Source organism: Ancylobacter sp., from assembly GCF_965249975.1.
GTDB lineage: Bacteria > Pseudomonadota > Alphaproteobacteria > Rhizobiales > Xanthobacteraceae > Ancylobacter.
This window is the reverse complement of record NZ_CBDFNE010000004.1, coordinates 356924-372007: the sequence shown is the minus strand read 5'-3', so window position 1 is coordinate 372007 and position 15084 is coordinate 356924. Positions and strand designations below refer to the sequence as shown.

Genomic DNA, 15084 nt, shown 5'->3' with positions numbered 1-15084 from the left:
TGCGACCTATCGTGCCCGTGTCGGGTTTAGAATGCGTAGGCGAAGGAGCGCGCCCACCATCATGATCGCCAATGCCGAGGCACTTCTCAAACCCTTGACCATCAAGGGCCTCACCATCCGCAACCGGGTGATGTCGACCTCGCACGCGCCGGGCTACGGCAAGGACGGCAAGCCGCAGGAGCGCTATCAGCTCTACCACATGGAAAAGGCCAAGGGCGGCATCGGGCTGACCATGTTCGGCGGCTCCTCCTCGGTGGCGATCGACAGCCCCGCCGCGCCGTGGAACCAGATTTCCGTCACCGACGACAGCGTCATCCCCTATTTCCAGCAATTCGCCGAGCGCGTGCACGCCCACGGCGCCAAGCTGATGATCCAGCTCACCCATATGGGCCGGCGCACGAAGTGGGACACGGAGAACTGGCTGCCGACCATCTCCGCCTCGGTGCGGCGCGAGCCGGCCTCCCGCACCGTGCCGCGCGCCATGGGACAAGCACGACATACGCCGCGTGGTGAAGGCCTTCGCCGAAGCCGCCCGTCGCTGCAAGGAGGGCGGGCTGGACGGCTGCGAGATTTCCGCCGCCCATGGCCATCTCGTTGACCAGTTCTGGAGCCCCTCGGTCAACCAGCGCACGGATGAGTATGGCGGCAGCCTGGAAAACCGCATGCGCTTCGGCAAGGAAGTGCTCACCGCCATGCGCGAGGCCACCGGCGACGATTATGTCATCGGCATCCGCATGTCCGGCGACGAGATGATCGCCGACGGCCTCAGCCATGAGGACTGCGTCGCCATCGCCTCCGAATATGCCCGCCTCGGCCTTGTCGACTTCCTCAACATCGTCGGCGGCCAGGCGCGGGACGAGATGTCCCACGCCGTCTCGCTGCCCAACATGTCCTTCCCCGTCGCGCCCTTCCTCTATCTGCCGAGCGCCATCAAGCGCGAGGTGGAGGTGCCGATCTTCCACGCCCAGCGCGTGACGGATCTGGCCACCGGCGCCCGCGCCGTCGCCGAGGGCCATGTCGACATGATCGCCATGACCCGCGCCCACATCGCCGACCCGCATCTGGTCAAGAAGCTGATGGAAGGCCGCGACGACGACATCCGCCAATGCGTCGGCGCCGGCTACTGCATCGACCGCATCTATGTCGGCGGCGACGCGCTGTGCCTGCAGAACGCGGCGACCGGCCGCGAGGCGACCATGCCGCACGTCATCCCCAAGGCGGAGGTGGCGCGCAAGGTGGTGGTCGTCGGCGCCGGCCCGGCCGGGCTGGAGGCTGCCCGCGTCTGCGCCGAGCGCGGCCACAAGGTGGTGCTGTTCGAGAAGGAGCCGGTGGTCGGCGGCCAGATCAACATCGCCGCCAAGGCGACCTGGCGCGAGGCGCTGTCGGGCATTCCGCGCTGGCTGTATGCGCAGGTGCAGAAGAAGGGCGTCGACATCCGCGTCGGCCGCGCCGCCACGCCGGAAGACATCGCCGCCGAGGCGCCGGACGTGGTGATCATGGCCACCGGCGGCGTGCCCAATCTCGGCCATGCCAAGGGGCACGAGCACGCCGTCTCCACCTGGGACATCCTCACCGGCCGCGTCGAACCCACCGGCTCGGTGCTGCTGTTCGACGAGATCGGCGGCCACAACGCCGCCTCCACCGCCGAGGTGCTGGCGAAAAAAGGCTGCCTCGTCGAGATGGTGACGCATGACGTGCAGATCGCGCAGGAGATCGGCACCACCAACAAGCCGGTGCATCTGCGCGAACTCTACAAGCTCGGCGTGGTCATGACCCCCAACACCGAGCTGATCGAGATCTACCCGGAAGGCAACCGCCTCATCGCCGCCCTGCGCAACACCATGACCGACGCGGAGGAGGAGCGCGTGGTCGACCGCGTCGTGGTCGATTACGGCACGCTGCCCGTGGACGGCCTGTTCGAGGCGCTGCGCGGCGGGTCCGTCAATGATGGCGAGACCGATCTCGACGCGCTCATTTCCGGCCGCGCCCCGCGCTGGACCGGCCAGCCCGGCTTTGCGCTCTACCGCGTCGGCGATGCCTGGACCGGGCGCAACATCCACGCCGCGCTCTATGATTCGCTCCGGCTCTGCAAGGATCTGTGAGGGTTCATGCGCGCGCCTTTTCCCGTGGGAGGGACGTCATCCCGGCCGGAGCCCACAGGGCGTAGAGCCGGGATCGCACGCAGAAGAGGCATCTGTCGCCACGCGATCCCGGCTCGGCCTGCGGCCGTCCGGGATGACGACGCCAGACAGCCAGACCGTCATGACGGCGCTCGGCCGCCGGCGCCCCCCTGCCCCCCTCACCCCACCCTCTCCCCCACGGGGAGAGGGCTTACCTCTCTGCCCTCCTAATCCATTGGCGCGACCTCTTCACCTCTCCCCCTCGGGGAGAGGTCGGCCCGCAGGGCCGGGTGAGGGGCTGCGCCACCCCCGCGAGGCCGGCCGATGACGGACCTCGCGCTTCTCCTCTCCCTCACCGTCCTCGCCATGGTGGTGATCGCCGGCGTCCTCGCCGCCCGCCGCGCGCGGGCGTGGCGCATCGGCCGGGCGGCGCGGGTGGACTGGGTGGCGGGCCTGCTCGCCCTGCCGAAACGCTACCTCGTCGATGTCCACCATGTGGTGGGGCGCGACCCCTATGCCGCGCGCATGCACGCGCTGGCCGCCGGCGGGCTGCTGGCCGGCTCAGGCCTCGCGCTCATCGGCCTCCTCCCGGCGCTGGGCGATGCAAGGCTCTATTGGTGGCTCACCGCCCTCGCCTTCGCCGCCGCCTTCACGGGCGGGGCGATGGTCGGGCGGCGGCGCTACCCGACAAAGCCGGCGCGGCTCTCCGGAGGGCGGTTCCAGCTGCTGCCCTTCCTGCTGGCCGCCTATAGCGGCGGCGGCTTCCTGGTCGCGCTGGATGCTTCGCTGGGCGGGGCGCTTCGCCCGCTCGGCCTGCTCGGGCTCGCCTTCGCGGCCATCGGCGGAATCGGCCTCGCGCTTCAGATCGACCGCGGCCCGATGCGCCACGCCTTTGCCGGCGCCGCCCATCTCGTCGCCCATCCCCGCCCCGGCCGTTTCACGGGCGAGCGCGCCACCGCGCTGACCCCGCTTGACCTCGACGCCCCGCGCCTCGGCGTGGCGATGCCGGAGGATTTCGCCTTGAACCGGCTGATCGGTTTTGACGCCTGCATCCAGTGCGGGCGTTGCGAAGTGGCCTGCCCGGCCTTCGCCGCCGGCCAGCCGCTGAACCCGAAGCGCCTCATCCAGGACCTCGCCGCCAGCCTGCAGCCCGGCGGCACCAACGCCGCTTATGCCGGCAGCCCCTATCCGAACGCCCGCCCCGTCGCCGGAGTCGGCGGCCCGGGCCTGCCCATTGTCGGCGAAGCGGCGATGATCCACCCGGACACGCTGTGGTCCTGCACCACCTGCCGCGCCTGCGTCGAGGAATGCCCGATGATGATCGAGCATGTCGACGCCATCCTTGATCTGCGCCGCTTCCAGACGCTGGAGCTCGGCGCCCTGCCGGCCAAGGCCGCCGCGCCGCTCATGGAACTGCGCTATGCCGACGAGCCCGGTGGGCGCCCGCTCAACGGCCGCACCGATTTCGCCGCCGGCCTCACCCTGCCGCTGATGGCGCAAAAGGGCGAAGCCGATGTGCTGCTCTGGCTCGGCGAAGGCGCCTATGATCTGCGCTATGGCCGCACGCTGCGCGCGCTGGTGACCCTGCTGCAAAAGGCCGGCGTCGACTTCGCCGTGCTCGGCGAGGAGGAGCGCGATTGCGGCGACCTCGCCCGCCGGCTCGGCGACGAGGCCGGCTTCCAGCGCCTCGCCGGCGCGAATATCGAGACGCTGGCGCGCTACCGCTTCGGCCGTATTCTCACCGCCGATCCGCACGCGCTGCACGCGCTGCGCAACGAGTACCGCGCCTTTGGCGGCGCCTATGAGGTGGTGCACCACACCGCCTTTCTCGACGAGCTGGTCGCCACCGGCCGGCTCACGCTCGGCGCGCTGGAGGCGGCACGCATCACCTATCACGACCCCTGCTATCTCGGCCGCTATAATGGCGAGGTGGACGCCCCGCGCCGCCTGCTCGACCGGCTCGGCCTCGAGCGGCGAGAGATGGAGCGTTCCGGCAAGCGCTCCATGTGCTGCGGCGGCGGTGGCGGCGCCCCGGTGGCCGATATTGAGGGCGAACGCCGCATCCCGGATATCCGCATGGGCCAGGCGGCCGCCACCGGCGCCGGCATCGTCGCGGTGGCCTGCCCGCAATGCTCCGCCATGCTGGAAGGCGTCACCGGCGAGCGCCCGGCGGTGCATGACATCGCCGAGCTGGTGCTGATGGCGGTGGAGAAGGCCGCCACCGCCCCGGCCCGCACCGCGCGGGTGCCGGCATGAGCCGCCCGCGCAAGGACCCGCGCGGGGCGCGCGCCGCCCACCGCGTGCCCGGCGGCGCCCGCCCGCGCTTCGATCTCACGGCGACGCCTGTTGCCACGGGCCGCCCGCGCCGCGACCCGCGCGCGGAAGAACGCCTTGCTCTCGTGCCCGGCACGCTGCGCCGCCGGCTGGACCGCAGCCAGCGCGCGCCGGCCGTGGGCCTCGTAGTCGCCGCCGCCCCGGTGGAGATGGAGGCGGCGCCGCGCCGCGTGGTCATCGCCGAGCCCGCCTTTCTCGTCGCATTGGTGCCGGACGCGCCGGGCGGGCGGCTTTCCGCCCATGACCGGCAGCTTTTCGGCGCCGCCCGCCTCTTGGCCGATGCCGGCGGCGGGGCGGTGCTGGCGCTGGTCGACGCGTTTAGCGAGGAACTTGGCGCCGCTGGTGCCGACCGCGTGCTGGCGCTGCCCGTTTCCGGCTATGACCCGGAGGCGAAGGCGGCGGCGCTGAACGCCGCGCTCGCCGCGCTCGATCTGCGCCATGTGCTGTTCGCGGAAAGCGCGGAGGGCGGCGACCTCGCCCGCCGGCTGGCCGCGCTGTCGGGCGAGCCCTTCTTCGCCGGTGCGGAAAGCCTCAGCCCCAAGACCGTCACCCGCGCCGCGCGCGGGCGGCGGGTGGAACAGCGCGGCGCGCCGGTGCGGCTGATGACGCTGGCCGCCGATGCGCTCGCGCCGCATGCGGGCAGTCTGCACGAAGCGCGGCCGGTGGAATTCGCCTTCCCGGCGACGACGGGCGGCGCCCTCCTTTCCGCGCAGTTCATCCCCGCCGACCCGGCGAAAGTGGCGCTGGCGGAAGCCGATTTCGTCGTCTCCGCCGGCAATGGCGTCAGCGATCTCGCCACCTTCCGCGCGCTGGTGGCGGCGCTGCGCGCCACGCCCGGCGCCAGCCGCATGCTGTGCGATGCCGGGCTGATGCCGCGCGCCGCGCAGGTCGGCGCCTCTGGCACGGTGCTGGAGGCGCGCGGCTATTTCGCCCTCGGCATTGCCGGCGCGCCGCAGCATCTGCAGGGCGTCGCCCGCTGCGAGCATGTGATCGCCGTCAACACCGATCTGCACGCCGCCATGATCGAGCGCGCCGGCCTCGCCATCGTCGCGGACGCGCAGAAGGTGATGCCGGCGCTTTTGCGGCTGCTCGGTGAGGAGGGCGCGCCATGAAGATCGCGGTTCTGCTCTCCGCCGGCCGGCACAAGGTTTCCGGCCGCCCGGCCCCGGTGCCGGTGGAACTTCAGGCGCTGCGGCTGGCGGTGGAACTCGCTGGCACCAGCGGCGGTACGGTCACCGGCCTGCATGCCGGGCCGGAAATCGGCCCGCTCACCGATGCGCTCGGCCATGGGCTCGGCCGTCTCGTGCATCTGCGCACACATGCCGAGGCCGACCCCACTCCCACACTCACCGCGGCGCTGGAGGCCGGCGGCTACGACCTCATCCTCGCCGGCCGCAGCGGCCAGGGGGGCGAGGATTCGGGCCTCTTGCCCTACACGCTGGCGCGCGCGCTTCATCGCCCGATCCTCGCCGATGCCGCCGCGCTGGCACTGGGGGCCGAGGCTGGCACGCTCAGCGTCGAGCAGGCGCTGGGGCGCGGGGCGCGGCGGCGTCTCGTGGTGCGGCTGCCGGCGCTGGTCACCGTCCACCCGGCCGCGCCCGGCCCGCTGCCCTTCGCCTTCGCCGGCGTGCGACGCGGCCACGTCGAGACGCAGGAGATCGCCGCCCCCGCTTCCGCCCCCGCCCCGCGCGCGGTGGACGAGCGGCCCTACCGCCCGCGCCCGAAACTCATCGCCAAGGCGGCGGCCGGCGCTTCCGCCGCCGAGCGGCTGAAGGCGGCGACGGTGGCGGCGAGCGGCGGTGGCAGGCTGCTGGTCGACCCGGCGCCGGAGGAGGCGGCGCGGGAGATTCTCGCGCATCTGCGCGCGCTCGGCCTCATCGCCGGGCGCTAAAGCCGGGGGCTGTCAGCGGCCTGTCAGCGGCACGCTGGCCTATTTTGCCGGGCAGTGCCGCGCCTTTTCCCATGCATTTGCCACGAAGAGACGCTAACAACCTACCGCTTCCCGGGGGCCCGGCGACGCACGCGCGAGAGGGAACCGATCATGCCAGAAACACGCGAGACCGCCGGCACACGCCCCGCACCTGCCGTAACGGCAGAAGGCCACACGGCGCGCCGCGCCGGCTGAGCCGCCAAGGCCGGGCCGCAAAGGCCGGGCCGCACGCGTCTCCCCGTGATTTCTCGCTGACACAGACAGACCGACCATGTCCGATCCGAACGAATCTTCGCGCGCCAGGGCCTCCCTCTTCACGCGCGCGCCGCTGACCACGGCCATCCTCGCCACCGCCGCGCTTTCGTTCCTGTTCTATCTGGTCCCGCAGATCGACCTGACCGTCGCCGGGCTGTTCCACGAGCCGGGCAGGAGCTTCCCCGCCGCCCAGATTCCGCTGCTGCAGGATTTCCGCACCTTCGGCTCCAACATCTCGCTGTCGCTGCCGCTGCTGCTGCTCATCGGCGTGGTGCTGAAACTGTCCTTCCCGGCGAAGACGAGCCTGGTGCCGCCGCGCATGGCGCTGTTCTTCATCTCTCTGTATCTGCTCGGCCCCGCCCTTCTGGTGAACGGCATCCTGAAGCCCTATTGGGGCCGCCCCCGGCCGATGAACACGGATCATTTCGGCGGTGCCTGGGCGTTTCAGGGCCCGTGGGTGATGGGTCCCTCGGGCCTCGGCAACCACTCCTTCTCCTCCGGCGAGGGGGCGTTCATCGCCTGCCTGCTGCCGCTGGTCCTGTTCGTCCCGCGCGAATGGCGCTGGCCGGTCGGCACGCTGCTCGGGATTTTCGTCGCGGCGGTCGGGCTGAGCCGCGTCGCCTTTGGCGGGCACTATCTCTCCGACGTGGTGATCTCCATCGGGCTGATGCTGATCCTGGCGGCGGCGCTTCATCACCTCATCTTCGTGCGCTACCGCGACAGCCTGTCCGACGCGGCGCTGGAGAAGCGGCTGACCGCGCTTGGCTACCGCATGGCCGCGCAGCGCGCCGCGCTGCGCCACTGGGTGCGCCGCACGCTCGCGACCTCCTATCGCAGCGCCCGCAATCTGCGCCGGGCCGAGCGGGCGATCCATCCCGGCGCCGCCGCGCGCGCCGCCGCCATGGACGGGCCGACGGGCAGCGTCGGCGCCCCCACCGGCACCAACCCGCCCTAAGCGCCTTTAGCGCTGCGCGCTCTGCCAGTTCGGCGCGGCATAGACCGGCGCGTTGGACGGCGCGAGCAGCGACTTGCCGAGAATATGGTCCGCCGCCTTCTCCGCCATCATGATGGTCGGCGCGTTCAGGTTCGCATTGGTGATCGAGGGCATGGCGGAGGAATCCACCACCCGCAGCCCCTCGACCCCGATCACCCGCATCTGCGGGTCCAGCACCGCCAGCGGGTCGGCAGGCGATCCCATGCGGCAGGTGCAGGAGGGGTGATAGGCGCTCTCCACCTTCTCGCGCACGAAGGCGTCAATCGCCTCGTCGCTCGTCACATCAGCCCCCGGCTGGATTTCCCGCCCGCGATAGGGCGCGAACGCGTCCTGCGCGAAAATCTCCCGCGTCAGCCGCACGGCGGCGCGGAACTCGCCCCTGTCATCGGGATGGGTGAGGTAATTGAACTGGATGCGCGGCGCCGCGAAGGGGTCGGGCGAGGCGAGCCGCACCCAGCCCCGGCTCTTGGAGCGCATCGGCCCGACATGGGCCTGGTAGCCGTGTTCGCTCGCCAGCCCCTGCCCGTCATAGGTCACGGCGAGGGGCAGGAAATGATACTGGATGTCCGGCGAGGCGATGCCGGGGCGTGAGCGGATGAAGCCGCACGCCTCGAAATGGTTGGTGGCGCCGAGCCCGTCCTTCTTCAGGAGCCAGCGCGCGCCGATCAGCCCGCGCGGGATCAGCCCCATCTTGGAATAGAGCGTGATCGGCTGTGTGCAGGCCTGCTGGAAATAGACTTCCAGATGGTCCTGCAGATTTTCCCCCACGCCCGGCCGGTGCGCCACCATCTCGATGCCGAGGGGGAGCAGTTCATCCGCACTGCCGATGCCGGAGAGCTTGAGCAGCTGCGGCGAGTTGATCGAGCCGCCGGAGAGGATCACCTCCCGCGCCGCCCGCACCTCGCGCGTGCTGCCACCGCGCGACCAGCGCACGCCGATGGCCCGCCGCCCCTCGAACAGGATGCGCTCCACCCGCGCATGGGTCTCGACCTTCAGGTTCACCCGCTTCATCGCGGGCTTGAGATAGGCATTGGCCGCCGACCAGCGCACGCCGTCCTTGACGGTCATGTCCATGCGGCCGAAGCCTTCCTGCTGGTAGCCGTTCACGTCGTCGCTGGCGGGGTAGCCGGCCTGCTGCGCCGCCTCGATGAAGGCGCGGTAGAGCGGGTTTTCCAGCGTGCCATAGCGCGTGGCGAGCGGGCCGTCGCTGCCGCGATATTCATCCCCGCCCTCGCGTCGGCTTTCCGCCCGGCGGAAATAGGGCAGCACATCGGCATAGGACCAGCCCTGCGCCCCCTCCTGCTGCCAGCGGTCGAAATCCGCCGGCGCGCCGCGCATATAGACGAGGCCGTTGATCGAGGAGGAGCCGCCCAGCACCTTGCCGCGCGGGCAGTGCATGCGCCGCCCGCCAAGGCCCGGCTCGGGCTCGGTCTCATACATCCAGTTGTATTTCTTCATGTTCATCGGGATGGAGAGCGCGCTCGGCATCTGGATGAACACGGAACGGTCGGAGCCGCCATATTCCAGCACGAGGACGCGGTTGCTCCCATCCGCGCTCAGCCGGTCGGCCAGCACGCAGCCGGCCGAGCCGGCGCCGATGATCACATAATCGAACAGTTCATGCGCGGCGGCGGACATCAGTAGGGCGCCTCGACGCGGCCGAGATTGACGTACACGCTCTTGAGCTGGGTGTAGTGCTCGATCGCCGCCTTACCGTTCTCGCGCCCGAGGCCGGATTGCTTGGCACCGCCAAAGGGCAGCTCGATCGGCGTGATGTTGTAGGCGTTGATCCAGCAGGTGCCGGCCTGCAATTGCGCGATCACCCGGTGGCCGCGCGCGAGGTCCTTGGTGAACACGCCAGCCGCGAGGCCGAAATCGGTGTCGTTGGCGCGGGCGATCACCTCGTCCTCGTCACGGAAGGACAGAACCGCCATGACCGGGCCGAAAATCTCCTCGCGCACGATGCTCATCCCATCGGCGCAGCCATCGAACACGGTCGGCGCCACGAAGCAGCCCTTGCCCAGCGCGCCCGTGGTGACGCGGTGGCCGCCCGCCAGCAGCGCCGCGCCCTCGGCCTTGCCCTTCTCGATATAGCCGAGCACCTTTTCCATGTGCTCGGGCGAGATCAGGGCGCCGACCTGGGTGGCGGGGTCGAGCGGATCGCCGACCACCATCTTCGCCACCCGCTCCTTCAGCTTTTCGAGGAAGGCGGGGCGCACCTTTTCCTGCACGAAGACGCGGGTGCCGTTGGAGCAGACCTCGCCGGCGGAATAGAAATTCGCCAGCAGCGCGCCGGACACCGCATCGTCGAGATCGGCGTCGTCGAAGACGATGAGCGGCGATTTCCCGCCGAGTTCCAGTGTCACATATTTCAGCGTGCCGGCGGCATCCACCATCACCTTCTTGCCGGTGCCGACCTCGCCGGTGAGCGAGACCTTGGCGATGGCGGGGTGGCGGGTGAGCAGCCGGCCGGTGTCGGCAAAGCCCTGCACCACGCTGAACACGCCCTCCGGCACGCCGGCCTCGGCATAGATTTCGGCGAGCTTCAGCGCGGTGAGCGGGGTGAGTTCCGCCGGCTTGAAGATCATCGCATTGCCGCAGGCGAGCGCGGGAGCGGATTTCCAGCAGGCGATCTGGAGGGGGTAGTTCCAGGCACCGATGCCGGCGACGATGCCGAGCGGCTCGCGGCGGGTGTAGCCGAAGGCGCTGGGGCCGAGATCGACATGCTCGCCCGACAGCGATGCGGCAAGGCCGGCATAATATTCCAGGCAGTCCGCGCCCGAGAGCACGTCGACCACGCTGGTTTCCTGGATCGGCTTGCCGGTGTCGAGCGTCTCCAGCCGGGCGAGTTCGTCGTTGCGGGCGCGCAGCAGGGCGACCGCACGCATGAGGACGCGCCCGCGCTCGGCCCCGGTCATCGCCGCCCAGCGCTTCTGCCCGGTGCGCGCGGCCGCCACCGCCGCCTCGACCTCGGCCTCGCCGGCAATCTCGATCTCCGCCAGCACCTCGCCAGTGGCGGGGTTGGAGGTGGTGAAGGTGGCGCCGCCATGCGGGCGGTACTGGCCGCCAATATGGTTGGCGTGCAGCGGGGGACGGCTGGTCATGGTCGCGGGTCCGTTGGTAGGGAGCGCCGGCGCGGCGGCGGCGATCTGGGCATCGACGAAAAGCGAGGCGACCTGCCGGGCGCTGACCGAGTCGGTCTCGCCGGCGGCGGAAAGCGAGGAGCGCAGCCACAGCCCGTCGATAATGGCGGCGATGGTGATGGCGATGCGGGCGACGTCGGCGGACGCGACCAGCCCGCGCAGATCGTGGCGCAGATTGGCCAGCATGCGCGCCTGATAGATGCGCTGCACCCGGCGCAGCCGCTCGGAATGCAGCACCTGCCCCCAGAAGGCGAGCCAGACGCTGGACGTGCGCTGGTCGAACTCCTCCGGCGCCAGATTGGCGTCGATCAGCGCCTGAACCCGGCCGCGCGGCGTGTCGGCGGCGGCAAGGCGCTGGGCGGTGGCGCGGTAGAGCCGCAGCGAGAGGTGACGCAGCGTCGCCTCCAGGAGCCCGTCCTTGTCGCCGAAATAATGCGCGACGAGACCGGGGGAGACGCCGGCCCGCCGCGCGATCTGCGCCAGGGTCGAGGCGTTGAAGCCGATCTCGGCGAGCGAATCGATGGTGGCGTCGATCAGCTGCCGGCGGCGCACATCCTCCGGCGCGCGGCGGCGGGTCTCCTCGTCCCCACGCGTCGGAGTGGCCGGACCGGTCCGGCCGGCCGGATCGGACTCATCGTCCACCTCATCGAACCGCGCGGGAGGCTTCTGCGCCTGCGCATTCGCCCGGGCCACCGGCACCTCCTGATCGACGGAAGGGAACTATTGAATGGCTGTACAATACATGGATCACCCGCGCCGGCAATCCCCGGCGCGGCCGGCACGGAGTACCGCCGTCGGGCGCGTCGCAACGCTTCTGTTGCCGTGGCGCAAATCGGCAAACGCCGCGAAAAGCGCCGTAAATTCGTCGTTTCTGGGCAAAAATTACGCGTGACAAATGGTCCGATCGCGTTTTGAATAGCTGTTCAAAAGAAGCCTCCAGAGGCCGCATCCGGGCGGAGCGGGCCGGGCCCGAAGGGCACCGCAAGATCCCGCCGTCCCTGACTTGTCGATTCCGGCCGTACCGGGCTTGGCGTCAGGCCACGCCGGTTCCATGATCCTGCCAGGATGCCAACGGGAACAACAAAGATGCGCATGCTCAATTTCATGGCCGCCGCCGCCCTCGGATTGGCGCTCGGCCTCGCTCCCCAGCCCCGCGACGCCGCCCAGGCTGCGGAGCCCGCAGCCTGCAAGACGGTCCGCTTCGCCGATGTCGGCTGGACCGACATCACCGCCACCACGGCGCTCGCCTCCTCCATCCTGGAAGGGCTGGGCTACACCCCGAAGACGCAGGTTCTCTCGGTGCCGGTGACGTATAAGTCGATGCAGACCAAGGATATCGACGTGTTCCTCGGCAACTGGATGCCGACGATGGAAGCCGATCTGAAGCCCTATCGCGAGGACAAGACGGTCGAGGTGATCGGTGTCAATCTGGAGGGCGCCAAGTACACGTTGGCGGTGCCGACCTATCTCTATGACGAAGGGCTGAAGTCGTTCACCGACATCGCCAAGTTCAAGGACAAGCTCGGCGGCAAGATCTACGGCATCGAGCCGGGCAATGACGGCAACCGCCTGATCCTCGACATGATCAAGGACAACAAATACGGCCTGAAGGGCTTCGATCTCGTCGAATCCAGCGAGCAGGGCATGCTGGCCCAGGTGGAGCGCGCCTCCCGCCGCAAGGAAGCCATCGTCTTCCTCGGCTGGGAACCGCACCCGATGAACGCCAAGTACAAGATGAGCTATCTCTCGGGCGGTGACGACGTGTTCGGCCCGAATTATGGCGGCGCCACCATCTATACCAACACCCGCGCCGGCTATACCAGCGAATGCCCGAATGTCGGCACGCTGATCAAGAACCTGAAATTCTCGCTCGACACCGAAAACGTCGTCATGGGCTACATCCTGCTCGACGGCATGGAGCCCGCCAAGGCGGCGGACAAGTGGTTGAAGGCCAATCCCACCGTGTGGGAGCCCTGGCTGGCCGGCGTCACCACCATCGACGGCAAGCCCGCCATCCCGGCGGTGAAGGCGGCGCTGAAGCTCTGAGCGCGGCGCATCCGGCCTGGCGGCCCCTTGCCATGAGGGGCCGCCCCTTACGATCATAAGCGATGACCGTCATGCCGAGCCGCCCTTGCGGCCGGGCCTTGATGGATGCTGACCGCAAGCGCCCCTGCCGGCAGGCGGCGCCCGCCCTCACTCACCCCGCCGAGGAGCGCCCATGTATGACTGGCTGACCGAGCACAAGATCCCGCTGGGAATCTGGCTCCGCGACTTCGTCGACCTGCTCACCACGCATGGTCAGGGCTTCTTCGACTTCGTGTCGCTGGTGCTGGGCGCGCTGATCGGCGGCTTCACCGCGGCGCTGCTCTGGGTGCCGCCGCTGCTCCTCATCGCACTGTTCGGCCTCGCCGCCTGGCTCGTCCACCGTTCCATCGGACTGGTGGTGTTCATCGTCGGGTCGCTGCTGCTGGTGACCAATCTCGGCTACTGGTCGGCGACGATGGAGACGCTCTCGCTGGTCATTTGCGCCACACTGGTCTGCGTCGTCGTCGGCGTTCCCATCGGCATCGCCGCCGCGCACCGGCCCTGGCTCTACACCGCGATCCGCCCCGTTCTGGACCTGATGCAGACCATCCCCACCTTCGTCTATCTCATTCCCACGCTTGTGCTTTTCGGGCTTGGTGCGGTGCCGGGGCTGATCTCCACGGTCATTTTCTCCATCCCCGCCCCCATCCGCCTCACCCATCTCGGCATCTCCTCGGTGCCGCCCGCGCTCTATGAGGCCGGCAAGGCGTTCGGCGCCACCAAGACCCAGCTCCTGTTCAAGGTGGAACTGCCTTATGCGCTTCCCACCATCATGGCCGGCATCACCCAGTGCATCATGCTGAGCCTATCCATGGTGGTCATCGCCGCCCTCGTCGGTGCCGACGGGCTGGGCAAGCCGGTGGTGCGGGCGCTGAATTCCGTCAACATCGCCATGGGCTTCGAGGCCGGTCTCGCCATCGTCGTCCTCGCCATCGTGCTGGACCGTGTGTGCAAGCGGCCCGAGCGCCGCGCGCGAAAGGGCTGAACCATGGCCGCCGTCGAATTCCGCAATATCGACATCGTCTTCGGCGCCGACCAAAAGAGCGCCCTGAGGCTGATCGACGAGGGACGCTCGCGCGACGAAATCCTCGCCGCCACCGGCGCCGTGCTCGGCGCGGCCGGCGTTAGCCTTGCCATCGAGCGTGGCGAGATCTGCGTGCTCATGGGCCTGTCCGGCTCCGGCAAATCCACGATCCTGCGCGCCATCAATCGCCTGAACGAGGTGGCGCGCGGCGAAGTTCTCGTCGAGCACAAGGGCGCCGCCATCGATGTCGCGCGCTGCGACGAGAACACGTTGCGCGACATCCGCATGCACACCGTCTCCATGGTATTCCAGCAATTCGGCCTGCTGCCCTGGCGCACGGTCCGCGACAATGTCGGTTTCGGGCTGGAACTGCGCGGCGACATGAGCGCGGCCGAGCGCAACCGCATCGTCGACGAGAAGCTGGCGATGGTCGGCCTCACCAACTGGGCCGGAAAGTACACCAACGAACTCTCCGGCGGCATGCAGCAGCGCGTCGGCCTCGCCCGCGCCTTCGCCACCGATGCCGATATCCTGCTGATGGACGAGCCGTTCTCCGCGCTTGACCCGCTGATCCGCGACAAGCTGCAGGACGAGTTGCTGGACCTTCAGCGGCGCATCCAGAAGACCATCGTCTTTGTCAGCCACGACCTCGACGAGGCGCTGAAGCTAGGCAACAAGATCGCCATCATGGAGGGGGGCCGCATCGTCCAGGCTGGCACTGCCGAGGACATTCTGCTGCGCCCGGCCAATGCCTATGTCGCCGAGTTCGTGAAGCACATGAACCCGCTCAACGTGTTGCGGGGAACGGCGGTGATGCGCCCGGCCGCGAGCCTTGCCCGTGACGGCGATGCCGTGGTGCTCGATCGCGACGGCCATGTGAAGGTCAAGGTCGATGCCGAAGGGCGGCCGGTCGCGCTCGATCTCGACGGCCGCACCGGCGTGCTGGCGACGGCCGATGGCGAGGCCGGGCTGATCGACGACAAGCTGGCGCACGATGCCGACTGCATCGTCGCCCCGGTCGATCTCAAGCTGAAGGCCGCCATCGAGCTCAAGCGCCACACCGATCTGCCGATCCTGCTGGTCGACAGCCTCGGCCGCCTTGCCGGCCTGTGCGACGACGACGAAATCTATCGCGGGCTGCTGCGGCGGCTGGACGGCTGACGCGTCACCGTCCAGCGTAGAAAAACGCCGTCAGGCTA

General features: G+C 69.5%; 9 protein-coding genes and 1 pseudogene. 8 read left to right on the top strand and 2 right to left on the bottom strand.

Features of this window, described 5'->3' with window-relative positions; translation table 11 throughout:
- Positions 1-61 precede the first annotated feature (61 nt).
- From ACP2AH_RS06255 to ACP2AH_RS06235, 5 genes and pseudogenes are all read left to right on the top strand, one after another.
- Positions 62-2102: pseudogene (locus tag ACP2AH_RS06255) on the top strand (FAD-dependent oxidoreductase).
- A 342-nt stretch (positions 2103-2444) separates the two neighbouring features.
- Positions 2445-4376, top strand: coding sequence for a DUF3483 domain-containing protein (locus ACP2AH_RS06250; RefSeq protein ID WP_425105013.1), 1932 nt, complete (start codon positions 2445-2447; stop codon positions 4374-4376).
- Complete coding sequence (locus ACP2AH_RS06245) at positions 4373-5566, top strand: electron transfer flavoprotein subunit alpha/FixB family protein (RefSeq protein WP_425105012.1); 1194 nt, start codon at positions 4373-4375, stop codon at positions 5564-5566. Before ACP2AH_RS06250 ends, ACP2AH_RS06245 begins: the two co-directional genes overlap by 4 nt.
- On the top strand, positions 5563-6345 hold the full coding sequence (locus ACP2AH_RS06240) for an electron transfer flavoprotein subunit beta (protein WP_425105010.1): 783 nt from the start codon (positions 5563-5565) through the stop codon (positions 6343-6345). Before ACP2AH_RS06245 ends, ACP2AH_RS06240 begins: the two co-directional genes overlap by 4 nt.
- A gap of 310 nt (positions 6346-6655) precedes the next feature.
- Entirely contained in the window at positions 6656-7594 is a 939-nt protein-coding gene (locus ACP2AH_RS06235) for a phosphatase PAP2 family protein (RefSeq protein WP_425105009.1), read from the top strand.
- 6 nt (positions 7595-7600) lie between these two features.
- Here ACP2AH_RS06235 and betA read toward each other — a convergent pair whose 3' ends face one another.
- Positions 7601-9271 (bottom strand): choline dehydrogenase, encoded by a 1671-nt coding sequence (gene betA / locus ACP2AH_RS06230; protein ID WP_425105008.1) that lies wholly within the window; start codon positions 9269-9271, stop codon positions 7601-7603.
- Positions 9271-11469 (bottom strand): betaine-aldehyde dehydrogenase, encoded by a 2199-nt coding sequence (gene betB, locus ACP2AH_RS06225; RefSeq protein WP_425105007.1) that lies wholly within the window; start codon positions 11467-11469, stop codon positions 9271-9273. Before betB ends, betA begins: the two co-directional genes overlap by 1 nt.
- A gap of 399 nt (positions 11470-11868) precedes the next feature.
- Between betB and ACP2AH_RS06220 the strand changes: the two genes are divergently transcribed.
- The 3 genes from ACP2AH_RS06220 (at position 11869) to choV (ending at position 15046) form a co-directional block, all read left to right on the top strand.
- A complete protein-coding gene (locus ACP2AH_RS06220) occupies positions 11869-12822 on the top strand; it encodes a choline ABC transporter substrate-binding protein (protein ID WP_425105365.1) in 954 nt (317 codons plus the stop codon).
- A 172-nt stretch (positions 12823-12994) separates the two neighbouring features.
- Entirely contained in the window at positions 12995-13846 is an 852-nt protein-coding gene (gene choW, locus ACP2AH_RS06215; RefSeq protein ID WP_244450648.1) for a choline ABC transporter permease subunit, read from the top strand.
- Positions 13847-13849: 3 nt separating this feature from the next.
- Complete coding sequence (gene choV / locus ACP2AH_RS06210; protein ID WP_425105006.1) at positions 13850-15046, top strand: choline ABC transporter ATP-binding protein; 1197 nt, start codon at positions 13850-13852, stop codon at positions 15044-15046.
- The last annotated feature ends 38 nt before the right edge of the window (positions 15047-15084 follow it).